The 23798-nt window shown below is 72.7% G+C and carries 24 protein-coding genes; 12 read left to right on the top strand and 12 right to left on the bottom strand.

Annotated elements, in window-relative coordinates; translation table 11 throughout:
• Positions 1-41: 41 nt before the first annotated feature.
• On the bottom strand, positions 42-800 hold the full coding sequence (locus tag HCJ92_RS10675) for a class I SAM-dependent methyltransferase (RefSeq protein ID WP_338054115.1): 759 nt from the start codon (positions 798-800) through the stop codon (positions 42-44).
• Positions 801-933: 133 nt separating this feature from the next.
• Between HCJ92_RS10675 and HCJ92_RS10670 the strand changes: the two genes are divergently transcribed.
• From HCJ92_RS10670 to HCJ92_RS10655, 4 genes are all read left to right on the top strand, one after another.
• A complete protein-coding gene (locus HCJ92_RS10670; RefSeq protein ID WP_167933251.1) occupies positions 934-1524 on the top strand; it encodes an ABATE domain-containing protein in 591 nt (196 codons plus the stop codon).
• 312 nt (positions 1525-1836) lie between these two features.
• Positions 1837-2319, top strand: a complete 483-nt coding sequence (locus HCJ92_RS10665; RefSeq protein ID WP_338054116.1) for a peptidylprolyl isomerase — start codon at positions 1837-1839, stop codon at positions 2317-2319.
• Between the two features lie 167 nt (positions 2320-2486).
• Entirely contained in the window at positions 2487-3131 is a 645-nt protein-coding gene (locus HCJ92_RS10660) for a TetR/AcrR family transcriptional regulator (protein ID WP_209310959.1), read from the top strand.
• Positions 3128-3925, top strand: coding sequence for an NAD(P)H-dependent oxidoreductase (locus HCJ92_RS10655; protein WP_167933250.1), 798 nt, complete (start codon positions 3128-3130; stop codon positions 3923-3925). Before HCJ92_RS10660 ends, HCJ92_RS10655 begins: the two co-directional genes overlap by 4 nt.
• A 66-nt stretch (positions 3926-3991) precedes the next feature.
• On the opposite strand, the gene HCJ92_RS10650 is transcribed toward HCJ92_RS10655, so the two are convergent.
• A complete protein-coding gene (locus HCJ92_RS10650; protein WP_245240763.1) occupies positions 3992-4405 on the bottom strand; it encodes a YciI family protein in 414 nt (137 codons plus the stop codon).
• Between the two features lie 222 nt (positions 4406-4627).
• Between HCJ92_RS10650 and HCJ92_RS10645 the strand changes: the two genes are divergently transcribed.
• Both HCJ92_RS10645 and HCJ92_RS10640 read left to right on the top strand, forming a co-directional pair.
• Positions 4628-5005: a hypothetical protein gene (locus tag HCJ92_RS10645; protein WP_167933249.1), complete on the top strand. Its 378-nt coding sequence runs from the start codon at positions 4628-4630 to the stop codon at positions 5003-5005.
• An 84-nt stretch (positions 5006-5089) separates the two neighbouring features.
• Positions 5090-5986 carry an NUDIX domain-containing protein gene (locus tag HCJ92_RS10640; protein WP_167933248.1) on the top strand — a complete coding sequence of 299 codons (897 nt, stop codon included), beginning with the start codon at positions 5090-5092 and terminating at the stop codon, positions 5984-5986.
• Between the two features lie 91 nt (positions 5987-6077).
• On the opposite strand, the gene HCJ92_RS10635 is transcribed toward HCJ92_RS10640, so the two are convergent.
• From HCJ92_RS10635 to HCJ92_RS10625, 3 genes are all read right to left on the bottom strand, one after another.
• Complete coding sequence (locus tag HCJ92_RS10635; protein WP_167933247.1) at positions 6078-6989, bottom strand: carbohydrate ABC transporter permease; 912 nt, start codon at positions 6987-6989, stop codon at positions 6078-6080.
• Positions 6986-7990: a carbohydrate ABC transporter permease gene (locus HCJ92_RS10630; protein ID WP_167933246.1), complete on the bottom strand. Its 1005-nt coding sequence runs from the start codon at positions 7988-7990 to the stop codon at positions 6986-6988. Before HCJ92_RS10630 ends, HCJ92_RS10635 begins: the two co-directional genes overlap by 4 nt.
• Positions 7991-8114: 124 nt before the next feature.
• Positions 8115-9413, bottom strand: a complete 1299-nt coding sequence (locus HCJ92_RS10625) for an extracellular solute-binding protein (protein WP_167933245.1) — start codon at positions 9411-9413, stop codon at positions 8115-8117.
• A 334-nt stretch (positions 9414-9747) separates the two neighbouring features.
• On the opposite strand from HCJ92_RS10625, the gene HCJ92_RS10620 reads away from it, so the two are divergent.
• The 4 genes from HCJ92_RS10620 (at position 9748) to HCJ92_RS10605 (ending at position 12685) form a co-directional block, all read left to right on the top strand.
• Entirely contained in the window at positions 9748-10152 is a 405-nt protein-coding gene (locus HCJ92_RS10620) for a hypothetical protein (protein WP_167933244.1), read from the top strand.
• Positions 10153-10210: 58 nt separating this feature from the next.
• The gene (locus tag HCJ92_RS10615; RefSeq protein WP_338054114.1) at positions 10211-11185 is read left to right on the top strand and encodes a 1-aminocyclopropane-1-carboxylate deaminase/D-cysteine desulfhydrase; all 975 of its coding nucleotides are present in this window, start codon (positions 10211-10213) and stop codon (positions 11183-11185) included.
• A 181-nt stretch (positions 11186-11366) separates the two neighbouring features.
• A complete protein-coding gene (locus tag HCJ92_RS10610; RefSeq protein WP_167933243.1) occupies positions 11367-11780 on the top strand; it encodes an ATP-binding protein in 414 nt (137 codons plus the stop codon).
• On the top strand, positions 11669-12685 hold the full coding sequence (locus HCJ92_RS10605; protein ID WP_245240762.1) for an RNA polymerase sigma factor SigF: 1017 nt from the start codon (positions 11669-11671) through the stop codon (positions 12683-12685). Before HCJ92_RS10610 ends, HCJ92_RS10605 begins: the two co-directional genes overlap by 112 nt.
• 123 nt (positions 12686-12808) lie before the next feature.
• Here the strand turns inward: HCJ92_RS10605 and HCJ92_RS10600 are convergent, their stop codons facing one another.
• Positions 12809-13354, bottom strand: a complete 546-nt coding sequence (locus HCJ92_RS10600; RefSeq protein ID WP_338054113.1) for a hypothetical protein — start codon at positions 13352-13354, stop codon at positions 12809-12811.
• A 78-nt stretch (positions 13355-13432) separates the two neighbouring features.
• Here HCJ92_RS10600 and HCJ92_RS10595 point away from each other — a divergent pair, with 78 nt between their 5' ends.
• The gene (locus tag HCJ92_RS10595; protein WP_167933241.1) at positions 13433-14401 is read left to right on the top strand and encodes a diacylglycerol/lipid kinase family protein; all 969 of its coding nucleotides are present in this window, start codon (positions 13433-13435) and stop codon (positions 14399-14401) included.
• Between the two features lie 338 nt (positions 14402-14739).
• Complete coding sequence (locus tag HCJ92_RS10590; protein WP_167933240.1) at positions 14740-14997, top strand: WhiB family transcriptional regulator; 258 nt, start codon at positions 14740-14742, stop codon at positions 14995-14997.
• 533 nt (positions 14998-15530) lie between these two features.
• Here HCJ92_RS10590 and HCJ92_RS10585 read toward each other — a convergent pair.
• From HCJ92_RS10585 to HCJ92_RS10560, 6 genes are all read right to left on the bottom strand, one after another.
• Complete coding sequence (locus HCJ92_RS10585) at positions 15531-17018, bottom strand: PAS domain-containing sensor histidine kinase (protein ID WP_167933254.1); 1488 nt, start codon at positions 17016-17018, stop codon at positions 15531-15533.
• Between the two features lie 521 nt (positions 17019-17539).
• The gene (locus HCJ92_RS10580) at positions 17540-18598 is read right to left on the bottom strand and encodes an SIS domain-containing protein (protein ID WP_167933239.1); all 1059 of its coding nucleotides are present in this window, start codon (positions 18596-18598) and stop codon (positions 17540-17542) included.
• 104 nt (positions 18599-18702) lie between these two features.
• Complete coding sequence (locus tag HCJ92_RS10575) at positions 18703-20247, bottom strand: glycoside hydrolase family 3 protein (protein WP_167933238.1); 1545 nt, start codon at positions 20245-20247, stop codon at positions 18703-18705.
• 7 nt (positions 20248-20254) lie between these two features.
• Positions 20255-21082: a carbohydrate ABC transporter permease gene (locus HCJ92_RS10570; RefSeq protein ID WP_167933253.1), complete on the bottom strand. Its 828-nt coding sequence runs from the start codon at positions 21080-21082 to the stop codon at positions 20255-20257.
• A gap of 146 nt (positions 21083-21228) precedes the next feature.
• On the bottom strand, positions 21229-22179 hold the full coding sequence (locus HCJ92_RS10565; RefSeq protein ID WP_167933237.1) for a carbohydrate ABC transporter permease: 951 nt from the start codon (positions 22177-22179) through the stop codon (positions 21229-21231).
• A gap of 103 nt (positions 22180-22282) precedes the next feature.
• Positions 22283-23542 carry an extracellular solute-binding protein gene (locus HCJ92_RS10560; RefSeq protein ID WP_338054112.1) on the bottom strand — a complete coding sequence of 420 codons (1260 nt, stop codon included), beginning with the start codon at positions 23540-23542 and terminating at the stop codon, positions 22283-22285.
• Positions 23543-23798 lie beyond the last annotated feature (256 nt).

The following is a 23798-nucleotide window of genomic DNA, read 5'->3' as shown; positions in this document are numbered from 1 at the left end:
CGCCGACCGCTCGCGCGGTCGGCGGGCGCCGCCGGGCGCGGTCAGCGCAGGCCGAGCACCATGCCGTCGGTGGGCGAGGCCCAGATGGCACGGGCCTCGGAGAACCCGGCGTCCCGCAGGGCGAGCGCGTGCCACTCCGCGGACTGCGCCTCGCCGTCGGAGTGGTCGCCGTCGATCGGGTTGCCGATGGTCTCGAACCGTTGCGCGACGGCCTCGGCCAGTTCAGGGGCCTCGGCAGCCCGCTGCCACCAGCCGATCCAGTCCTCGCTGCCGCCCGCCGCGGCCTTCTCGCGCCGCTCGCGGTCGAACGCGTCGACGGCCTCGTTGATGGCGGGCGTGGTGTCGTCGGGCATGTGGTCGGCGTTGACGAGGACGCCGCCGGGGCGGACCACGCCGGCCAGGGTGCGGTAGAGGTCGCGCAGCGGACCGGCCTGGAGCCAGTGCAGCGCGGTGGAGGTGAGGACGGCGTCGTACGTGGCGTGCGGGAGGAGCGCCGGCCACTCCGACGTGCGCAGGTCCCCGGCGACCCATGTCGCGCGGTGCTCGCCCTGGTGGCTGCCGCGGGCGATGGTGAGCAGTGCCGGGTCCATGTCGATGCCGGTGGTACGGGCGTCGGGGAAGCGCGCCAGGACGCGCGAGGTGATGGTGCCGGTGCCACAGGCCAGGTCGAGGACCAGCGGCGCTTCGCCGGTCAGGGCGGCCACGCTGTCGAGCATGACGCGTAGACGTTCCTCACGGTCCGGCAGGTACCACTCCTGCTGCCTGTCCCAGGTGTTCTGCCATGCCGTCCAGTCCGCCACTTCGGCTCCTTCCGATCGCCCCTGCTCGTGCCACCGTACGACACCGACCCCACCGGGGTCGGTAATAGTCAGATATCTGGTCGATCCTTACTAGTACAGTGCAGACCCCGGAGCGGCTGCGGTGAGGACACAGGTGGAACTGATCTCTTACTCCTCGTTCGCCGTGCGACTGGTGAACAGCGAGGAGCCCGAGCGGGGCTCCGACTCGCTGACCTCGGTCGACGCGGTGCGCGAACTGTTCGGCGAGAGCGCGAGGGCGGCGCGGCGGGCCAACGAGGCGGACATCGCCCGGCTGCGCGGCGTCCGCTCCCGACTGCGGGCCGTCTTCACCGCGGCCGGCGAGGGGGACGAGCGGCGCGCGGTGGACCTGCTGAACGCGCTGCTGCTGGAGTACCCGGCGAGCCCGCAGATCTCCGGCCACGACTTCCTGGACGACGAGGGCCGCCCCCGGTGGCACCTCCACCTGGCGGAGCACTCCACCAACGCCACCGCGGCCTACGCGGCGATCGCCTGCATGGGCCTCGCGGTGCGGCTCACCGACGGGGGCATCGACCGGCTCGGCGTCTGCTCCGCGACGCCGTGCCGCAACGCGTTTGTCGACACCTCCACCAACACCTCGCGGCGGTACTGCTCCGAGCGGTGCGCGACCCGCGCCAACGTGGCCGCCTACCGGGCCCGCAAGCGCCGGGAGCGCGGCGGCGCGGAGCCGCGCCCGACGGAGTGAGCCCCGGGCGCGGCACCGGGACACCGCGCCGGCCTGCTGCCACGCGGAGCGGTACGGCATGATGGGCGCGGCCCCCAGTCGCCCACCCGGAAGGCCCGCCACGTGTTCTCCTCCCGCCACTCCCTGGTGACCGCCGCGGTCGCCGTCCCCCTCTGCCTCGGCCTGCTGACCGCCTGCGGCTCCTCCGACTCGGACTCCTCGGACGACGCCGGCACCAGCACCGAGGAGGGCGCCGACGACGGCGACGGCGAGACGCCCCAGGAGACGGAGGAGGAGCCGGTCGACCCGGCCGACCTCGCCACCGAGGCGGTCATCAACACCAGCGAGGGCCCCGTCACGGTGGAACTCTTCCCCGAGGAGGCACCGCGCACGGTGGACAACTTCCTCGGCCTCGCCGACGGCTCGAAGAACTGGGACGGGCAGGAGGGCGACGCCCCGCTGTACGAGGACGTCATCTTCCACCGGGTGATCGACGGCTTCATGATCCAGGGCGGCGACCCGGAGGGCACCGGCATGGGCGGCCCCGGGTACCAGTTCGAGGACGAGTTCTCCGACGACCTCGCGTTCGACCGTCCCTACCTGCTGGCCATGGCCAACTCGGGACCGAACACCAACGGCTCGCAGTTCTTCATCACCGTCGAGCCCACCCCCCACCTCACCGGGATGCACACCATCTTCGGCGAGGTGACGGACGCCGACAGCCAGGCGGTGGTGGACGCCATCGCCGGCACGGCGACCGAGCCGGGCGACAAGCCGGTCGAGGACATCGTCATCGAGAGCATCGACTTCAACTGACCCCGTGCGGCCCTGTGCCGCTCCCCCACAGCCCCGGCGCCGGCGCGCCGGGGCTGTGCGCGCTCCGGCGACCGGGGCCCGGGACGGGCGGGGCCGTGGACGCGGGCCGACCCACCCAGTGAGCTACCAATGGTAAGTTACTGGAAGTAGCCAACCTGGGAGTCGGCATGAACGACCGCACCGCGGCGCCCCCGCGCCGACGCCTGACGAAGCAGCAACGCCGCGCCCAACTGCTGGACGCGGCCCGCGCCCTCATCCGGGACGAGGGGACCGACGAGTTCACCCTCGGCCGGCTCGCCGAACGGGCCGGGGTCACCAAGCCGCTGGTCTACGACCACTTCGGGGACCGCTCGGGGGTGCTCGCCGAGCTGTACCGCGAGTTCGAGGAGCGCCGGCGCGAGACGCTCGCCCGGGTGCTCGACGACACCGCACCCGAGCTCGCGGCGGTGGCGGGCGTCGTCGCCGCCGCGTACATCGACTGCTGCATCGCCGAGGGGCGGGAGCTCGCCGACGTCGTCGCCGCCCTCGCCGGCTCCCCGACGCTCAGCGCGGTGCGCCAAGAGGCGGAGGACGCCTACCTGGAGATGTGCCGCGCGGCGCTGGAGCCCCTCGCGGGCCCGATGGACCCCGCGGGCCTGCTCTCGATCGTCGGTGCCGGCGACGCCCTGGCCCGCGGCGCCCTCGCCGGCGAGATCGGCGCCGACCGGGCGGCGGCGGCGCTGGCGCGCGTCGTGGCGGCCGTCGCCACGGCGGACCCGGCAGGCCCCTCCGACCTGACCCACCCGACCGGACAAGAACGGACCCCACGGTGATCACACATCCGTCGACACCCGACACCGCCCTGTGGGTGCACGCGCACCCCCGCCGGGGCTCCTTCAACGACCGCCTCTTCCGCGAGGGGACGCACGCCCTCTCCTCCCGGTACCGGGTGACGACCTCCGACCTCTACACCCAGGGATTCGACCCCGTCAGCCGCGCCACCGACCTCGGCGACCTCGCCGGGACGCCCGGGAACTTCGCGGAACAGGCGGGCACGGCCTACGAGCGGGGGCAGTTGCCCGCCGAGGTCCGCGAGGAGCAGGCCAAGCTCGCCGCGGCCGAGCTCCTCGTGCTGCAGTTCCCGTTGTGGTGGTACGGCCCGCCCGCGATCCTCAAGGGCTGGTTCGACCGGGTGCTGACCAGCGGCTTCGCCTTCGGCGACATGGACGCCGAGCTGGGGGTGCCCCGCCGCTACGGCGACGGGCCGCTGGCCGGCCGCCGCGCCCTGGTCGTGGTGACCGCCGGCGAGGACGCGCGCTCCATCGGTCCTCGCGGCATCAGCGGCGACCTGGAGTCCCTGCTCTTCCCGGTCACCCACGGCGTGCTCTGGTACGTCGGCATCGACACCCTCGACCTGCACGTGGTGCACGACGCCGACACCCTGGGCGCGGCCGGGGTCGAGCGGGAGGTCGAGCGGCTGCGCGCCCGGCTGGAAGCGGTGGACACCGAGCAGCCGCGACGCTACCGGCGGCTGCGCGACGGCGACTACCAGGGCACACGCGCCCTCCGCACCGACCTGTTGCCGGGCCGCACCGACCTCGACATCCACCTGGTCGGAGGCGGCTGACGGGCCGCGCCGGTGGGAGCCGCACCCGGCCCCACCGACGCGTTCCCGCGCCGACCGTTCCGCCGGCTACTCCCCCGGCGGCTCCTCCATCACCGGACGCACCTCCACCGGGTCTCCCCCCGGCGTACCACCGGGTCCCGGGCACGCGGAGGCGAGCGCCGCGATCTCCAGCGCCCGGTCCTCCGAGGCGCAGTCCACGATCCAGTAGCCGGCGAGCGCCTCACGGCCGCCGTTCACCGGCCCGTCCGCCACCTCGCGCCTGCCGTCCCGCAGCCGGACCGTTCGGGTGGCCGACGGGCCCTCCAGCCCCTGGCCCTCCACCAGTTCGCCGCGGCTGCGCAGTTCGGCGTCGATCCCGTCCATGTGGTCGACCATCGCGCGCATGTCCCCTCGGGACCAGGAGCGTCCCCGGTCGTCCCGGCCACCGCGCATCGCGTCCCAGTCCCCCTGGGTGCCCATCAGGGCAATCATGTACTTCATGGTTCGCTCCCAGCCTCTCCGGCGCCCTGCCGGGCGCCGTGGCGACCCCTTCTGCCAACGTAGTCGCCCCCGGACCGCGGTGCAGTGCGAAGCGGGTCGGGGGCGGGGGCGCGGCGGCGGTGTGACGTGGTTCGGCCGTTCGGCCCAGGACCGGGGCCGAGCGGTTGCCGGAACCGCCGGGCCGGGGTGCGGTGGGGAGCATCCGCCCGGAGGGAGCCGTCGATGGGACAGCACGCGGCACCACGCCGCCCGCTGGTGGGAACGAGGACCGGGGCGGTGCTGCTGGGCGCGCTCTACGGTCTGGCCTGCGGGCTGCTCGACCACGGCGCCGGCGCGTCCTCGGCCCGCGCACTCACCGTGGGGGTGGTGGCGGGGGTGGTCGCCGCCGTCGTGGCGCTCGCGGTGGGTCGGCGACTGCCGGTGCTGCCGCGCGTGCCGCGGGCCGTCGTGACGGCTGCCTGCGCGGGGGCCGGCGCCGCGTTCCTGGTCGCATTGTCCGACGGCGGCAGCACCGCCAGGGCGATCTCCACCGGGGTGCTGCTCGCGGTCGCGGTGGGCGTGGCGACGCTCACCCTGTCGACGCCGCCACGCCGGCGCTGACGCCGGTGGCGGGCTGCCCGCACGCCGGGTCGGGGTGCGAAACGCCGTCGCGGCACGCTGCGGGGACCGCCTAGGGTCCCTGCCATGAGCACCCCGACGCCTGACGGGCCCGCCGGCACCGCCCCGCCCGCGGTCCCCCCACCCTCGCCCGCCGAGCCCGCCGCCCGCCTGTCGATCGCGTGCGCCGACCCGTCCCGCGTCGCCCGTTTCTGGGCCGCGCTGCTCGGCGGCGAACCGACGGCCGCGCCCGGCGGCGGTGTCGCCCTCGCCCCGCCCGGCTCGGTACCGGCCCTGCTCCTGCGGCCGGTCGGTCCCGGCGGGTCGGCCGGTGACGGCGCGGTGGTACCGGAGTTCACGGTGGACGACGTCCCCGCCACCGCCGCCCGCGCCCGGCACCTCGGTGCCACCGGCGACGCGGCGGCCGACGCCGACCGGGCCGAGCTGCGGGACCCGGAGGGCACCCGGTTCGCCCTGCTGCGCCGCGGTGGCGCTCTCCCCGCCCCGGCCGCCACCGCGACCGCCGCGGCCGTCGGCTCGATGACGCTGCTGGCCGCGGCGGTCGTCGTCCACGACACGGCCGCGGACCGGGTGGTGATGCTCCGCCGCGGACCGCGCGCCACGTTCGGGCGGGGGCTGTGGGACGTGCCGGTCGGCAAGTGCGACCCCGGCGAGGCCGTGCCGGCCGCGGCGGTCCGGGAACTGCACGAGGAGACGGGGCTGGTCGTCGACCCGGCCGATCTGCGGCTGGGGCACGTCGTGCACGGCGCGCGGGGGGCCCAGGCCCCGGGCGGCTTCCTCACCGTGGTGTTCGTGACCGAACGCTGGTCCGGGGAACTGGTCAACCGGGAGCCGGCCAAGCACTCCGAAGCGCGGTGGATGCCCACCGGGGACCTGCCCTCGGATGTGGTCTTCTCAGCCGACCGGCTCCTGGAGGCGGTGTTGAGCGGCCGTCCCGGGGTGACGGCGCGCGGCTGGTCCTGACGGCTGCGCACGGGGACGCACACCGGAACGGGCCCACCGCCGGCGGCGGTGGGCCCGTTCGGGTGCGGCTGCGGGGTCCGGCCCCGGCGCGTCAGCCCTTGACCGCGCCCGAGGTGAGGCCGGACGCCATCTTCCGCTGGACGATCATGAAGAAGATCACCACCGGCAGCGCGATCAGCACCGAGGCCGCCATCAGTGAACCGAAGTTGGTCCCCCGCTGCGTGGTCATGCTCATCAGCCACACGGGGAGCGTCCACCGTTCGTTGTCCTGCATCACCACGTACGCCAGCAGGTACTCGTTCCAGGTGTTGACCAGGGAGAACACCGAAGTGGCGGCGATCCCGGGACCGATCAGCGGGAACACCACGCGCCAGAACGCGCCCATGCGGGTGCAGCCGTCCACCATCGCCGACTCCTCCAGCTCCCTGGGGATGTTGATGATGAACCCGCGCAGCATCCACACCGCGAACGGCAGCGCCGAGACGGTGTAGACGACGATCAGCGCCCAGTACTGGTTGAGACCGCCCATCCGGTTGAGCTGGAGGTAGAGCGGGATCAGCATGGCCAGCGGCGGCAGCAGCTGCACCAGGACCAGGACGATCAGCAGCGGCTTGCGGCCGTAGAACCGGAACCGTCCGATCGCGAAGGCGGTCAGCAGCGCCAGCAGCATCGCCGCGACCACCGTGACGGTGGTGACGATGAGGCTGGTACGGACCGAGGTCCAGAAGAAGTTGCTGTTGATCGCGGACTGGAACCCCTCCAGGGTGAACGAGGAGGGCCACAGCGTCTGGTCGTAGGAGCGGATCTCCCGGCCGGGCCGGAAGGCGCTGACCAGCATCCAGTAGACGGGGAACGCCATCACCACGAAGACCAGCAGGCCGCCGAGGTTGTACCAGCGGGTCGGCTTCTTGCGGTCCGGCCGCAGGGTCTGCGTTCCGTCCGGCGTGGTGGCGGGCGCGGAGCCACCGGTCAGGCGGCGCAGGGTGGTGGCCGGGGAGCTCATTCGACCTCGCCTCGTTTCATCATCTGGCGCAGGTAGTAGACGGCGACGCCCGCGAGGAGCAGCACGGTGATCAGCGCCACGGCGGTGCCCTGGCTGAAGGACTGGCTCTGGAAGGCGAGGTTGTAGGAGTAGATGCCGAGCAGTTCGTACTGCGGCTCCACGTTGTTGCCGCGCATCAGGAAGATCTGGAGGAAGACGTTGAAGTCCCAGATCACCGACAAGGTGGTCACCAGCACGAACACCGGCTTGATGACGGGGAAGACGACGTGCCGGAACACCTGGCGGCCTCCCGCGCCGTCGAGGTGCGCGGCCTCCTCCAGCTCCTTGGGAACCTGGGTGAGCGCCGCGTAGAGGGTGACGGCGACGAAGGGCACGGCTCCCCAGACGACGACGGCCGCCACCACCGCGAAGCCCTGCCAGGTCTCCATGAACCAGTTGTGGCCGCGGAAGTCGACGCCCGGGAGCTTGCTCAGCAGGATGTTGACGATGCCGTACTCGGAGTCGGTCAGCCACCGGAAGACCGAGGTGGCCACGACGATGGGCATCGCCCACGCCGTCACCAGCGCCGCGGTGACCATGAGCCGGACCACGAGGGACATCCGCTGCATGATGAGCGCGATCAGCAGCCCGCCGCCGACGGTCAGCGTCACGCACACGACCATGAAGACGACGGTACGGGTGGCCACCGCCCAGAAGTGGGCGTCCGTGAGCACGTTGGTGAACTGCTCGAACCCGACCCAGTCCGGAGTGTCCCCGGTCCACAGATGGCGCCGGCGGTAGTCCTGGAAGGACATCACCAGGGTGCGGTAGAGCGGGTAGAAGTAGACGGCCGCGATGGCCAGCAGGCCGGGCAGCACCAGCAGATAGGGCAGCATGCCGCCGCGGTGGCCGCGGCCCTGGCCCGGCGTTCCGGCCGCCGGCGCGGCGGGGCCGTCGGGCCCGTCGGGCTCCTGGGGTTCGCCGCCGGCGGCGGGCGGCCGGTCGAGGGTGGGGACGCTCATCTGGGGCGGGTCCTTCGTGTCGTCCGTAGGGTCCGGGTCTCCCGGCGCGCGCCGGCGGGACCGCGAGGCCGCAGCTGCGGTCGCGGTGCCGCCGGCGGGCGATGGTGACGGGCGAGGGCGTCGGTCAGGCCTCGTTGTTGATCAGGTCGTCGATCGCGGCGTCGGCGGTGGCGGTGGCCTCCTCGACGGGGGTGCCGCGCAACACCTCCAGCAGCATGTTCGGCAGGACGCTCTGCTGCTCGACCGCGGACCAGCCCGGGGCGATGGGGGTGAACCAGGCGTCGGGGACGGCGTTGGCCATCGGCGCGGTGGTCGGGTTCTCCTTCAGCGGCTCCAGCTGCTTGGTGTTGTTCGGCAGCGTGTCCTTGCCGACCAGCACCTCCATGGACTCCTCCGAGGTGAACATCGCGATCCACTCGGCGGCCAGGTCCTGGACGTCGGACTTCTCGACGATGGCGAGGTCGGAACCGCCGATGAACGACGGCAGCGGCTCGCCGTTCGGGCCGGGCATCCCCGCGACCTGGATGGTGCCCTCCAGGTCGGGGTTGCCCTCGGCGCCGTGCACGACGACTCCGGCCTCCCAGCCGTTGCCGTAGATGAGGGCCGCCCGCTCCTGGGCCATGGCGAGGGCGTGGTCCTCCTCGTCCTTGGTCTGGTCGCCGCGGTTCCACTCCTTGACCAGGTCGATGTAGTGCTGGATACCGGCCTGCGCCTCGGGGGTGGAGAGGGTGCCGCTCCACTCGCCGGAGTCCTCGTCGAACTCGGCGATCTGGCCGCCGTGGCCGACCACGTAGGACATGGCCGCGTGCCAGTTGCGCCCGGCGAGGTACATCGGGGAGTAGGCCTGGCCCTCGCCGAACTCCTCGTCCAGCGCGGTCATCGCCTCCAGCAGCTCGTCCTCGGTCTGCGGGAACTCCGCGGAACCGGTGGCCGCCTCGAACATGTCGGCGTTGTACACGGCGACCCGGGAGCCCGCGTAGTAGGGGACGCAGTACATGGCGCCCTCGAACGAACAGGTGTCGACCAGCCCGCCGATCCAGGTGTCGGAGTTGTCGTACTGCTCCGGGTCGATCTCGGCGAGGACGCCGTTGAGGATGTAGGTCATGGTCTCGGTGTTGCCGAGCTCCACGACGTCGGGGAACTCGCTGCCGCCCAGGGCCGCGTCGAGCTTGGTGGTCTTGTCGCCCCACTGCTGGTACTGCACGTTGACGGTGACCCCGGGGTAGGTCTCGGCGAACTTGTCGTTGACCTCGGTGACCAGTTCGGGCCAGGTGGAGTCGGCCTCCCCCATCAGCCAGACGGTGAGGGTCTCGTCCCGGTCCTCCGCGGCCACGGCGCTCCCGCCGCCGCCGCTGTCGGACCCGCACGCCGTGACGCCCAGCAGGGTCACAGCGCCGATGGCCGCCATGAGCTTGCGATTCATTCGTCCTCCTCGACAAGGTGCCGCCGCGCCACCGCCCGGGCCGTCGGAGACTCGTCGACGCGGCGGTCCGGGCACGCGGGAGCCGGGACCGCTCCGGGCCCGCTAGTGGTGTAGACCAGAGCCGAGCTTGGCCTAGACCTATCTGGTCGTCAACGGGTGTGCGCTGGGCTTCGGTTCTCGTTATCGGACCGACACCGGACCGCCGCCGCCGTCCGGCGCTCGTCCTGCGGGAGCAACAGCGCCGCAACAAAGCAGCCCGAGGCGGGGCGGGTTCGGCCGGAGAGGGCGACCCTGGTGACCGGCACACCGCCCACCCCAGAAGGAGCCGCACCCCATGGACGATCGACCCGCCGCCGACAGGGACGACCGCGACGCGCGCGACGCCGCCGCGGGCCGGGACGCCGGCGGGGCGCAGCCGCGGACCGGGCCGGTGCGGCTCTTCCTCACGGTCCTCCTGCGGCTGCTCCCCGGGCGCCGTACCCCGCCCTCCGCCCCCGCAGGCGGCGAGGAGCGGACGCGACCCGGCTCCCGGCGCGCCGACGCGGTGGGCGACACCCTGAACGCGGCCGGCCACCTCTCCACGGCGGCCGGCCCCGGCGGCGGTGGCGGCACGACCGGCGGAGGAAGTGGTGGCGGCGCCGCGGGCGGACCGTCGCCGAGCGGCGGCGGGAGCGGCGGGGCCCTCCCCCAAGGCGGCGGCGGGGGCGGCGGCTCCTGGTTGGACGGCTTCTCGCTGTGATCCGGAGGGAAGCCGCCCGGCCACCTTCCTCCCGCCCCCGGGTCGCACAATTGAGGGCGTGACCACTTCGCCGCGGGGACCCGATCCCCTCGCCACCCTCGGCCCTGCCAGGCTGCCCTCCCCGCTGCACGAGGTCCATGACGACCGGTTCACCGCATACGGCGTACGGCTGCTGCTCAAGCGCGACGACCTCATCCACCCCCGGGTCATCGGCAACAAGTGGCGCAAGCTCACCCCGCACCTGCGCGCGATGGCGGCCGACGGCACCGGCACCCTCGTGACGGTCGGCGGCGCCTACTCCAACCACCTGCGGGCGGTCGCCGCGGCGGGCGACCTCCTCTCGCTGCGCACCGTCGGTCTCGTCCGGGGGGACGAGCTGGCCCGGCGCCCGCTCAACCCGTCCCTGGCACGCTGCGCGGCCGACGGGATGCGGCTGCACTTCGTCTCCCGCTCCGAGTACCGCACCCGGCACGACACCGCCTTCGCGCGCGCCGTGCGGGAGCGGTTCGGTCCCGCACGGCTGGTGCCCGAGGGCGGCAGCGACCCCCTCGCCGTCCGGGAGTGCGCCGAACTGGGCCGGGAACTCGCCGCCGCGCACCCCCGCCCCGACGTCGTGGCGCTGGCCTGCGGCACGGCGGGCACCCTGGCCGGCCTCGCCGCGGGGCTGGGCCCCGAGCAGCGCGCACTGGGGGTGCCGGTGGTGCGGGGCGCCGCCCTCGGCGACGCCGTACGGCGGCTGCAGGACGCGGCGTTCGGCGGGCGGCGGGGCCGGTGGGAACTGGCGGAGGGGTTCGAGCACGGCGGCTACGGACGGACCCCGCCCGAGCTGCTGGCGTTCGCAGCGGATTTCGCCGATCGGCACGGGGTTCCCGTCGAGCACCAGTACGTCGCGAAGCTGCTCCACGCCCTGGTGGAGCTGACCCGTCGCGGCGCCTTCGGGCACGGCACCGTACTCGCGGCGGTGGTGACGGGGAGGCCCGACGACCCCCGCGCGCCTGACCTGGACAACTCCACGCCCGCCAGTGGTATTTGATCATCGGCTCCCGGCGGTCGCCCGCACTCCATGGACTACCATCTGTGATAGCGCGAGCGCGCCGCCCGGCGGGCGGCGCGGTCGCGGTCGGGCCCCGCCCCCGGGCGGGGCCCGACGCAACGACGGGCGTCAACCCAGGACGCCCGCACCGCTCGTGTGTGAGCCACCCATGGAGGTGAGGGTGTCCGAGATTCCAGGTGAGCCCGGAGCGCAGGACTTCGTCGAGGTCCGGCTGCCCGCGGCCGGGGCGTATCTGTCGGTGCTGCGCACGGCCACGGCCGGCCTCGCCGCACGCCTGGACTTCACCCTCGACGAGATCGAGGACCTGCGCATCGCGGTCGACGAGGCGTGCGCGATCCTGCTCCAGCAGGCGGCGCCCGGATCGACCCTGGCGTGCGTCTTCACTCTCGTCGGCGACTCGCTGCGGGTCACCGTCTCCGCGCCGACCACGGAGGGCAACGCACCCGAGCGCGACACCTTCGCATGGACGGTGCTGACCGCGCTGGCGGGCGAGGTGGAGTCCTCCGTCGCCGACGACCGGACCGTGAGCATCAGCCTGCACAAGAAGCGCGGCGCGGCGCCCGGAGCGCCGTGACCGGAACTTCCGGAGCGTCACCGGACGAGGGGGTCGAAGTGACCAACGCAGAACCCGCGGCCCTGCCGCAGGAGGGCGCGGCGGAGCACGTCGTCGCCACGACCGCCGCCCTGCCGGAGCAGGCACCGCTGCGCCGTGCCGTCCCCGGGCCCCAGGACCGGGGCGCGGCGCGGGACCTCTTCGTCGAGCTGCGCAAGCTGCCGCCGGGCGGTGCCGACTACGCCGAGCTGCGCAACAGCCTGGTCCGGATGCACCTGCCGCTGGTGGAGCACCTGGCGCGGCGGTTCCGCAACCGCGGCGAGCCGCTGGACGACCTCACCCAGGTCGCCACCATCGGTCTCATCAAGTCGGTGGACCGCTTCGACCCGGAGCGCGGGGTCGAGTTCTCCACCTACGCGACCCCCACCGTGGTCGGCGAGATCAAGCGGCACTTCCGCGACAAGGGCTGGGCGGTGCGCGTGCCGCGGCGGCTCCAGGAGCTGCGGCTGTCGCTCTCGACGGCGACGGCCGAACTCTCGCAGCAGCACGGCCGTGCGCCGACCGTGCACGAGCTCGCACAGCGGCTGAGCATCTCCGAGGAGGACGTGCTGGAGGGGCTGGAGTCGGCAAACGCCTACTCGACCCTCTCGCTCGACGTCCCCGACACCGACGACGAGTCGCCGGCGGTCGCGGACACCCTCGGGGCGGAGGACGACGCGCTGGAGGGCGTGGAGTACCGCGAGTCGCTGAAGCCACTGCTGGAGGAACTGCCGCCGCGCGAGAAGAAGATCCTGCTGCTGCGGTTCTTCGGCAACATGACCCAGTCGCAGATCGCGCAGGAGGTCGGCATCTCCCAGATGCACGTCTCCCGGCTGCTGGCACGCACCCTCGCACAGCTGCGGGAGCGCCTGCTCGTGGAGGAGTGATCGCGCCGCTGCGCGGGTCGCGTACGTCGAGGACGCCGTCGGAGCCCTACCGGGCCCCGGCGGCGTTCCGCGCTGTCGGGCCGCCGGGCGGCGGGGTGGGCCGCGCTCGGCAGAGCGGACCGCTCAGGCGGAGCGTCCGGGGGCGGACGTGCCCCCGGGGCCGTCGGCCGCGGCCCCACCGGGCGGCGTGACGCCGAGGGCCTCCGCCGCGGCGGGCGACATCAGGCAGCCGAGGATCACCACCGCGGTGACGGCCAGCGGCACCGCGGCGACCAGCCAGCCCCCACCGGTCTGCACCATGTACCAGGCGGCGGGGAGCGCCAGCATCTGCGTGAGCACGGCCGGGCCGCGGCTCCACCGACGCAGCCGCCACAGGCCGTGGCCGGCGGCGAGCGGCAGCACGGCGAGCAGGATCACGGTGACGGAGCCCGTCAGCGACTGCACCAGGCCGTCCGGTTCACCGGTGAAGGTGAGAAGCAGCATGATCGCGCCCCACCCCGCGATGGCCACGCCCTGGAGGCCGCTGAGGGCGGCGGCCAGGCTGATCCTGGCGGGGCGGTCACCCGCGGGCGGGTTCGCCGCGGTGGCCTCACCGGTCGCCGGCGCGGGGCGGCCGGCCGAGTTCCCGGCGCCGGGGGTGCGGGCTGCGGACATTGGCTTCTCGCTCACCCGGCCAGGGTAGCGGCAGGCGCGGCCGTGCGGCCCCGTCCGGCCCGCCGGGCCCCGCCGGTGGGTACGCTGCACCTCATGCGCGCACTCCTCGTGGTCAACCCGGCAGCCACCACCACCAGCGCGCGGACCCTCGACGTCATCGGCCACGCGCTGGCCAACGACCTGAAGTTGGAGGTCGCCACCACCGAGCACCGCGGCCACGCCCGGATGCTCGCACGGCGGGCGGTCGAGGAGGGGACGGCCGACCTCGTCATCGCCCTCGGGGGCGACGGCACCGTCAACGAGGTCGTCAACGGGCTGCTGAGCCACGGCCCCGACGTCGCGGCGCTGCCGCGGCTCGCGGTCGTTCCCGGTGGTTCGACCAATGTCTTCGCCCGGGCGCTCGGACTGCCCAACGACGCCGTGGAGGCGACCGGGGCCCTGCTGTCGGCGCTGGCCGCCGGCAGCGAGCGGACGATCGGCCTCGGTCACGCGGGCGGTACCCCGGGCAGTGAGGACGCCGAGGTCCCCGGACGCTGGTTCACGTTCTGCGCGGGACTGGGGTTCGACGCCGGCGTCATCGGTCGGGTCGAGCGGGAGCGGGAACGCGGCAAGCGTTCGACGCACGCGCTCTACATGCGGCAGGTGCTCAGCCACTTCGTGCAGGACCCGCGGCGTTCGCACGGCACCATCACCCTCACCCGGCCCGGTCGGGCACCGATCGAGGAACTGGTGGTGTCCATAGTCTGCAACACCGCCCCGTGGACGTACCTCGGCAACAAACCGGTGTACGCGGTGCCGGGCACCTCTTTCGACACCGCGCTCGACGTGCTGGCGCTGTCCAAGCTCTCCTCCGCCGCGGTCACCCGCTACGGCACCCAGCTGCTGCGTTCGACCCCGGAACGGGGTCCGCACGGGAAGCACGTGGCCTCGCTGCACGACGTGAGCGAGTTCACCTTGCATTCGCAGGTGCCATTGCCCTTTCAGCTGGACGGTGACCACCTGGGACTGCGAACCAGTGTGGACTTCACAGGCGTACCCCATGCACTGCGTGTGATTGTGTGAGTCGATCCCCGGAAAGTCCTTTCAGTCGAACGTTTAGACCAGTCCCCACCCAGGAGAAGTAGGGCTGTGAGCTAACCGACACCAAGGATTCAAAAAAAACTTTCCAGAAGGGGTTGTATCAACCGTCGAGGTTTGCGAACCTCTACATGGCGATCGCGACAGCCGACACACCGGCCTCATGTCAGACCGATTCGCCCTGATTCCCCGCCCGAGTGTGGGGAACGACACGAAACCTCCCGGAGACAGATCTTCCAGATCTTCTTGCTCTCCGAGGGGATTCGTGAAAGCGTTCACATTCACAAGCAACCTTACTGCAACCCGCAGGAGATGGAGCAGACATGGACTGGCGTCACAACGCCGTTTGCCGCGAGGAAGACCCCGAGCTCTTCTTCCCCATCGGCAACACCGGTCCTGCGCTGCTGCAGATCGAGGAAGCCAAGGGTGTCTGCCGGCGGTGCCCCGTCATGGAGCAGTGCCTTCAGTGGGCGCTTGAGTCCGGCCAGGACTCCGGCGTCTGGGGCGGGCTGAGCGAGGACGAGCGCCGCGCGATGAAGCGCCGCGCCGCCCGCAACCGGGCCCGCAAGGCCAACGCCTGACGCTGTCGGCCCCCCGCCGAACGCCCCCCGCTGCCCCGAGCCGCAGCACGCAGCGTCCGCGCTGTTCGTACCACCCAGGACTGGACGACGGTCACCGGCCACCACCGGGACCCATGTCACGCCACCGGCCCCGGACCGCACGCCCTGCGGTCCGGGGCTTCGGCGTTCCCCGGGCCGCGCAGCCGCACCCGCGTCCCCGCGCGCACGCCGTGCCGTCACGTCGAGTTGACGCCGCGTCACGCGTTCAGGTCGGATGCGGCGGCGAACCCGGCGCGCGGCGACGCTCGCATTGGCGCGCCCGTCCGAACGGTCGGATTGTCGCTCCGCCCCCGAAACTCCGGTAGTCGCCTCATCACGGCCACTTACGTTTTATCCGAAACCGACATGCGTACGGGTGCGACAAATAGCAACGCTATGAACACTGTTCCGAAGAACGGGCAATCAGCGATTCCGGGGAAGAACTCGACCCGTCACGGAAGGTCGGCGACGGCGACAATCCGCACACGGGCGGCGGCCGTGATCCTCACGGACCGTCAGCGCTTGACGGCCTGCAACGGCAGGTCGAAGACGGCCCGGGTCCCCCCGGACGGCGCCGGCAGCATGTCGAAGCGGCCGTCCAGCTCCCCCTCGACCAGGGTGCGCACGATCTGCAGGCCGAGGCTGGAGGCGCCCGCGAGGTCGAACCCCTCGGGCAGACCACGGCCGTCGTCCTCGACCGTCACCAGGAGCCGCCCCGGCCCGCGCACCCGGTCCGGCTCGGTCCGGGAGGCCGAGACCTCGACCGTGCCGGTCTCGCCCGGCCCGTAGGCGTGCTCCAGGGCGTTCTGCAGCACCTCGGTCATCACCATCGACAGCGGGGTCGCCGTCTCCGCGTCGAGGATGCCGAACCGGCCGGTGCGGCGGATCGCCACCCGCCCGGAGGACAGTTCGGCCATCATGCCGAACACCCGGTCGGTGATCTCGTCGAACTCGACGCGCTCGTCGAGGTTCTGGGAGAGCGTCTCGTGGACGATCGCGATGGACCCGACGCGGCGGACGGCCTCCTCCAGCGCCTCGCGGGCGCCGCCCTCCGCCGCCGGTGCGATCCGGCGCGCCTGGAGCCGCAGCAGCGCGGCGACGGTCTGGAGGTTGTTCTTCACCCGGTGGTGGATCTCCCGGATGGTGGCGTCCTTGGTGATCAGCTCCCGCTCCCGGCGCCGCAGCTCCGTCACGTCCCGGAGCAGGATCAGCGAACCGATGCGCTCGCCCTTCGGCTTGAGCGGGATGGCCCGGAGCTGGATGACGCAGTCGCCCCCGTCGATCTCCGTCTCGCGGGGCGCGTAGCCGCTCGCCAGCTTCACCAGCGACTCGTCCACCGGACCGCGCGTGGGCGCGAGTTGGGCCGTCGTGGGGCCCAACGGGAGGCCGACCAGGTCCATGGCGAGCCCCAACCGGTGATAGGCGGAGAGCGCGTTGGGGCTGGCGTACTGGACCGTCCCCTCGGCGTCCAGGCGCAGGAAGCCGTCCCCGACGCGTGGCGCCCGGTCCATGCCTACCTGCTGGCCGGGGAACGGGAAACTGCCCGCCGCGATCATCTGGGCCAGGTCGGAGGCGCTCTGGAGGTACGTCAGCTCCAACCGGCTCGGGGTGCGGACCGTCAGCAGGTTGGTGTTGCGGGCGATCACCCCGAGGACCCTCGTCTCGCGCCGCACGGGGATAGCCTCGACGCGGACCGGCACCTCCTCCCGCCACTCGGGGTCGCCCTCGCGGACGATGCGGCCCTCGTCGATGGCGGAGTCCAGCAGCGGCCGGCGTCCCCTCGGCACCAGGTGGCCGACCATGTCGTTCTGGTACGACGTGGGGCCGGTGTTGGGGCGCATCTGGGCGACGGAGACGTAGCGCGTCCCGTCCTCGGTCGGCAGCCAGAGCACGAGGTCGGCGAAGGAGAGGTCGGCCAGCAACTGCCATTCGGACACCAGCAGGTGGAGCCAGTCGAGGTCGCTCTCGTCGAGCGCGGTGTGCTGGCGCACGAGATCGTTCATGGAGGGCACGCACCGAGCTTACCGGCGGTGGCCGAAACGCGACCCGGTGACGGGCTCGCCGTCGTCGAGAACCGACGGCGGCAGGGCTCCGGAGCGGCCTCGGACCGGAGAAGTCCTTCGGAGCATGGACACGGCCCAGTGGTCCAGTCCACAATGACGGGTACTGCCTCCGACTTCTGCCCGCCCCGCACAGGTGGGCAGAACCGGGCCCGGCGCTCTCTGCCCTGACGGCGCCCGGGCCGGATCGCTCCGGGCTGCGGTGCCGGCAGGGCCGAGGGTCCCTGACTGGCGCCGCGGCCCGTGGGTGCGGTCCCGCGGACGGCGCCCCGCACGCGCGGCGCCCGCCCCCGTCACCCCCGGGCGGGAGCCCGGACGCGTCGCTCCCCCGAGTCCCGCAGGGGCGCCTCACGCGCCCCGGGGCCCGTGAGGCGCCCGCCGGCCGGCTCACCCCCGCGTTCGCCTCCCGTACACACCGGGTGCTCGGCCGTGCGGACAGCGGACGCCCGCACGGTCGGGCGGCGTCAGTGGGTCTCGGTGACCTTCGCCAGCGAGCGCGGCGCGTCGGGGTCCTGGCCCCGGGCGACGGTGACCTCGTGGGCCAGCAGTTGGAGCGGCAGGATCTCCAACACCGGCTGCAGTTCCTCGGGGAGCCCGTCGACGGGGAGCACGAACCCGGCGGAGGCGGCGTCCACCTGTCGGCGGGGACCGATGACGACGAGATCGGCGCCGCGGTCGAGCAGCCGGTCCAGCACGGGCTGGAGCGCCTTGCCGCCCTTGCCGTCGGTGACGATCGCGATGACCGGTGACACGTTGTCCACCATCGCCAGCGGGCCGTGCAGCAGGTCGGCGCCGGAGTAGGAGAGGGCGGGGATGTAGCTGGTCTCCATCAGCTTCAGCGCCGCCTCCTTGGCGGTGGGGTAGCCGTAGCCGCGGCTGGTCAGCACCATGCGCTCCGCGAACCGGTAGCGGCCGGCAAGCTCCCGCACCTCGTTCTGGCGGGCCAGTACCTCGTCCGCCAGTGCCGGCAGGCCGGCAGCCGCCTCGGTGCCGTCGTCGCCGCCGAGCGCGGCCACGAAGAGGTACAGCGCCAGGAGGGAGGAGGTGTAGGTCTTGGTCGCCGGCAGCGCCTTCTCGGGGCCGGCGAGGATGTCGATGTGGTACTCGCAGGCCGCGGCGAGCGGTGAGTCCGCGTTGTTGGTGACGGCCAGCGTCACCGCACCCGCGGCGCGGGCGGCGCGGGCGGAGGCGACCAGGTCGGGCGAGCCGCCGGACTGGCTGACGGTGATCACCAGCACGTCGGTGAGGTCCGGCTCGGCACCGTAGGCGGTGGTGGTCGACATGGAGGTCAGACCGCACGGCAGCCCGAGCCGGATCTCCAGCAGGTACTTGGCGTAGAGCGCGGCGTTGTCCGAGGTGCCGCGCGCGGTCAGCAGCACGAACCGGGGACGGCGGGCGCGGATCTCGGCGGCGGTGGCGGCGATGGCCGGCGCGCCGCGGGTGAGGAGTCGTTCCAGCGCGGCGGGCTGCTCGGCGATCTCGGCGGACATGATCGCGCCGGGGGTGCCGGGGGTCAGGGTCATGGGAGGGGCTCCAGGGAGGCGGCCGGGCGGTGACGCGCGACGGCGGGGATGCGGTGGGAGGGGGCCGGTCGCGGCCCGGTGGGCTCTCGCCCACCGGGCGGGCGTCAGGCGGGGCTGCCTGCGATGACCTCGGCCGCGGCGCGCCCGCAGACCCGTGCGGCGCCGTGGGTGGTGAGGTGCAGAGCGCCGGTCGGCGGGGCGAACGGCACGCCCATCTCGACGACGACGGTGTCGGGACGTGCGACGACCAGCGCGTCGAGGGTGTCGCTCATCCAGCGGTAGCGGTGGACGCCGCGGACGACGGCGACGACGGTCCGCTCGCCGGCGGCGTCGAGGATCGCCGTGACGTGGCCGGCCGCGACCGCCGCCGGGTCGGCGTCGGCCTCGGGCGCCGGGTGGACGCTCTCGGTGGTTCCGGGGAGGCGCTCCCGCAGCTCGGCGGCGAGGCCCCAGGGGGTCTCGGCACCGACGGCGATGTTGGTGCCGGGGACCAGTGAGGCGACGTGCGGCGCGCCGCGCAGCCGCGCGTCGGCACCGGCGGGGTGGACGCGGAGCGCGCGGCGGGCGGCGTCGAGGCCGATCGCGGCGGTGGTGTCCGGAGCGGGTGCCGCCGCGGTCCGGGCCGCGGCGGTCCAACGGCCCAGCTCGCGGCAGCGCTCGGCAGCCTCGTGCAGCCGCTCCTCGGCGAGCCGGCCCTCGCGGACGGCGCGCACCAGGGCGTCGCGCAGGTCGAGGACCTGCCCCTCGTCCCAGGCGGTGCCGCCGATGCAGATCGCGTCGGCGCCGGCGGCGATGGCCATGACGCTGCCGCCCGCGATGCCGTGGGTGGCGGCGACGGCCTCCATCTCCATGCCGTCGGTGTAGATGAGGCCGTCGAAGCCGAGGCCGCCCTCGGCGACGGGGGCGCGCAGCAGGCCGTGGAGGACGGCAGGGCTGAGCGTGCCCGGCAGTTCGGGGTCGAGCGCGGGGAGCAGCAGATGGGCGCTCATGACGCAGCGGGTCCCGGCGGCGACCGCGGCCCGGAAGGGCACCAGTTCGCGGCGCTGGAGGGTGTCGAGGTCGACGCCGATGCGCGGCAGCGCGAGGTGGGAGTCGACATCGGTGTCGCCGTGTCCGGGGAAGTGCTTCACGCAGGCGGCGACGCCGGCGGCCTGCATTCCCTCGACGAAGGCGACGGTGTGGCGGGCGACCAGGTCGGGGTCGTCGCCGAAGGACCGGGTGCCGATGACGGGGTTGGCCGGGTTGCTGTTGATGTCTGCCGAGGGCGCCCAGTTGACGGTGACGCCGCAGGCGGCGAGCCGGCGGCCCATCTCGGTGGCGACGGCCCGGGTGAGATCGGGGTCGTCGGCGGCGCCGAGGGCGTGCGCGCCGGGGAAGGAGGAGCCGTCTCCGACCTCCAGCCGCGTGACGTCACCGCCCTCCTCGTCCACGGCGACGAGGGCGTCGGGGTTCGCGTCGAGCAACTGGCCGTTGAGGCGGGTGAGCTGCTCGGTGGAGACGACGTTCCGGCCGAAGAGGCCGACGCCGGACATGCCGCCCTCCAGCAGGCGCAGCAGCCAGGCGGGGGCGTCGTCGGTGCCGTCGAAGGCGGGCTGGAGAACGGTCAGCGCGTCACGGGAGAGGCTGTCCGAGGGGTTCGCGGCGGTCATGCGGGCATCAACCCTTCACGGCACCGGCGGACATGCCGCCGGTTACCCGTCGCTGGAGGATCAGGAACAGGATGAGCACGGGGAGCGTGACGAGCGTGGACGCCGCCATCGTCGCTCCCCAGTCGTTGCCGAACTGCGTCTGGAAGGACGCCAGCCACAGCGGGAGGGTGGACGCCTCCGGGGACTTGTTGAGGACCAGCACCATGGCGAACTCGTTCCAGGCCATGATGAAGCCGAAGATCGAGGTGGCCATGAGTCCGGGTGCCAGGAGCGGGAAGATCACCCGGAAGAACGCCTGGGTGCGGGTGCAGCCGTCGATCATGGCCGCCTCCTCCAGCTCCTTGGGGACCGCCGCGATGAAGCCGCGCAGCGTCCAGATCGTGAAGGGCAGCGCCATCACGAAGTAGATGAGCATCAGGGTGAAGATGCTGTTGAGCATCTCCAGGTCGCGCGCGTTGAGGTACATCACGATGATGAGGACCTCCCACGGCGCCATCTGGGCCATCATCACCACCAGCACCATGGCGCGGCGTCCGCGGAACTGCATGCGGGCGAGTGCGAAGCCTGCGGCGAGCGCCACGAGCAGTGCGAGGCCGACGGCGCCCAGCGTGACGACGAGGCTGTTGAACGCGTAGGTCCAGAACAGGTCGACGCCCATGGCCCGGGAGTAGTTCTCCAGGGTGGGGACGAAGAAGAAGACCGGGTCCTTGGTGAGGATGTCGCCGCGCTCCTTGAAGGAGCTGGCGAGCATCCAGTACACGGGGAAGACGAAGACGACGGAGAGCAGGAGCGCCACGACGTTGGGCCAGATCTGCCCGAAGCGCTTGGCGCGCAGGGCGCGGGCGGCTGCCGCGTGGCCGCCGGCGCCGCCGGTACGGGTGGTGCCCGCGACGGTCTGGCGGACGGGGTCGCCGGCCGGGGGCGCGCCGCCGGGGCCCGCGACGTTGACGTCGCCGATCCGGTCGGTGAGCTTGTCGTGGGTCATGACTGCTCCTTCTCCTGCTTGAGGATCAGGCGGAAGTAGAAGGACATCGCGACGACCAGGATCAGCAGGGTGACCACCGAGATCGCGGCGGCGATGCCGTACTGCTGCTGGCCCATGCCCGCGACGTAGGCCATGACGGGCAGAGTCTCGGAGGCGCGGTTGGGCCCGCCGCCGTTGAGGGCGTAGATCTGGGCGAACGCCTTGAAGACCCAGATGATCTCCAGGAACGTGGTGATCAGGAAGAAGGGCTTCATGATCGGCAGCACGATCGACCAGAAGATCCGCCAGGCGCTGGCGCCGTCCATGCGCGCCGCCTCGTAGATCTCACCGCTGACGGTGGTGAGTCCGGCGTAGAGGTTGAGCGCGACGAAGGGGACCGAGGTCCAGACGATCAGCAGCGTGGCGATGGTGAGGGTGGAGAGTCCGGAGTCGAACCAGTTGTGCTGGTCGTAGCCGGAGAACCCGAGCGTGCGCATCAACCAGTTGACCAGACCGAACTGGGTGTCGAAGATCCACCGGAAGACGGTGGTGCTCGGGATGATGGGCATGGCCCAGGCGAGCACCAGGGAGATCGACAGCACCAGCCGCATCCGCTTGCCCAGGCGCAGGAGCAGCAGGCCGCAGAGCGTGCCGATGACCATGATCAGCACGACGTTGGCGGCCATGAAGACGAAGGTCCGCACCAGGGTCGACCAGAACCGGTCGTTGGTCAGGACCTCGACGTAGTTGTCGAGACCGGCCCACTCGGTGGTGCGGGAGATCAACTGGCGGCGGCCGAACTCCTGGAGGGAGATCAGCACGTTGCGGAAGAGCGTGCCGCCCAGGACGAGGCCGAGCGCGATCACCGCCGGCGCGATCAGAAGGTAGGGCAGGAGCCGGGTCAGTGCCCGCCCCTGCTCCCGTTGGCGGTCAGGTGCTGCCGCCACGTCCGGTGTCTTGGCGCTCATCGGCGTCTTCCTCGGGATGTCTGGCTCGGGGCCGCGGCGGGTCCGGCCGCCGTGCGGCGGGCGGGCGACGGACCGGTCGGCACGGCCGACCCGTCGCCGGCGGTCAGTCGCGGTTGATGCGTTCGGTGAGTTCGGCGTCGGCGGTGCCGGCGGCGGTCTCGTGGTCCTCGCCGTCGAGAACGGCGGTCATCATTTCCTTGATGGGGTTGGGCACGACCTCGACGTTGGCCCACCCCGGTATCAGGGGGAAGAAGTCCCCGTACGCGGCGGTCTCCCCCATGACCTCAAGGAAGGAGCCCTCCTCGGTCTCGCCGAGTGCGGCCTCCTGGTTGGGAAGCATCGGGGTGGCCTCGGCGAACTCGGCCATCCACTCGGCGGAGGTGGCCGTCTTCAGCCACTCGACGGCCATGTCCTTGTTGCCGGCGCGCTCGGCGACGGCCAGGTTGGAGCCGCCGAGGAAGACGCTGCCGAGGGTGTCGGCGGTCTTGCCGGGGATCGGGAAGTAGCCGTACTCGACGTCGCGGCCGGCCTCCTGGAGCGCGTCGAGCGCGGCCTCGGCCTGCCAGGGCAGCCCGATCCAGGTGGCGACCTCGCCCTGCGGGATGACCTCGGTCGCCTGCTGGGGGGTGGCCTCGTCGTTGTCGGTCGGGGAGTGGGAGAGGGACTGGAGCTCGGCGTAGAACTCCATCGCCGCCTCGACCTCGGGGGTGTTCAGCGCGCCGACCCAGCCGTCGCCGCCCTCGACGGCGAACTCGCCGCCCTCGTCCCAGACGAAGCCGGCGAAGACATAGAAGTTCTGCCCCGGCATGTAGATGGGCTCGTAGTCGGTGTTGTCCTCGATGAGCCGGAGGGCCTCGACCCACTCGTCGCGCGTCGTGGGGACCTCGGCGCCGGCCTCCTCCCACATCGCCTTGTCGTAGATCACCGCGCGGTTGGCGGTGTACCACGGGGCGGCGAAGAGGCTGCCGTCGAACTCGGCGGTGGCCAGCGTGCTCTCGTACCAGGCGTCGTAGCCCAGCTCGTCCTTGAGGTCGGTGAGGTCGGCCAGGCCGGAGGTTGCGGCGAACGCCGGCGTCTGGGTGTTGCCGACCTCCAGCACGTCGACGGTGCCGTCCTCGGAGAGGGCGGTGGTCACCCGCTCCTGGATGCCGTTCCACTCCTGCAGCTCGACGTTGACCTCGACGCCGTGCTCCTCCTCGAAGGCCGCGTTCAGCTCGTCGAGCCACTCCTCCGGAGCGGAACCCGTCATCAGCCAGACGGTGAGGGAGTCGTCGGAACCCTCGTCGCCGGTGCCACAGGCCGCGACGGAGGCGGTCAGCGCCGCCATGGTCGCGGCTGCCATCAGCTTGCGCTTCACGGTCACCCTCCCAGGGTGGCCACCCGTCCACCGCGGGTGGCGGGCAGCCTGCTCGGTACCAAGTGGTGTAGACCACTTCAAGGGGAAGACTGGGCAGTTCTCATCGGGGTGTCAAGGGAGTCCATGACGGGCCGCTGGTTCCGTTATCGGAAAGACATCCGCGTTTCACCAGGGGCAACGCGGCGGGCGGCGCGACACCTGGTCGCGCGCGGCGCGGGCCGCGGCGGGAAGGCCGTGGGCCCGCGGGTGGGCGGGCCCGGCC

The sequence above is a fragment of the Streptomyces spiramenti genome, from assembly GCF_012034385.1.
Classification (GTDB): Bacteria; Actinomycetota; Actinomycetes; order Streptomycetales; family Streptomycetaceae; genus Streptomyces; species Streptomyces spiramenti.
The sequence above is the reverse complement of the archived record's forward strand: the minus strand, read 5'-3'. Positions and strand labels throughout refer to the sequence as shown.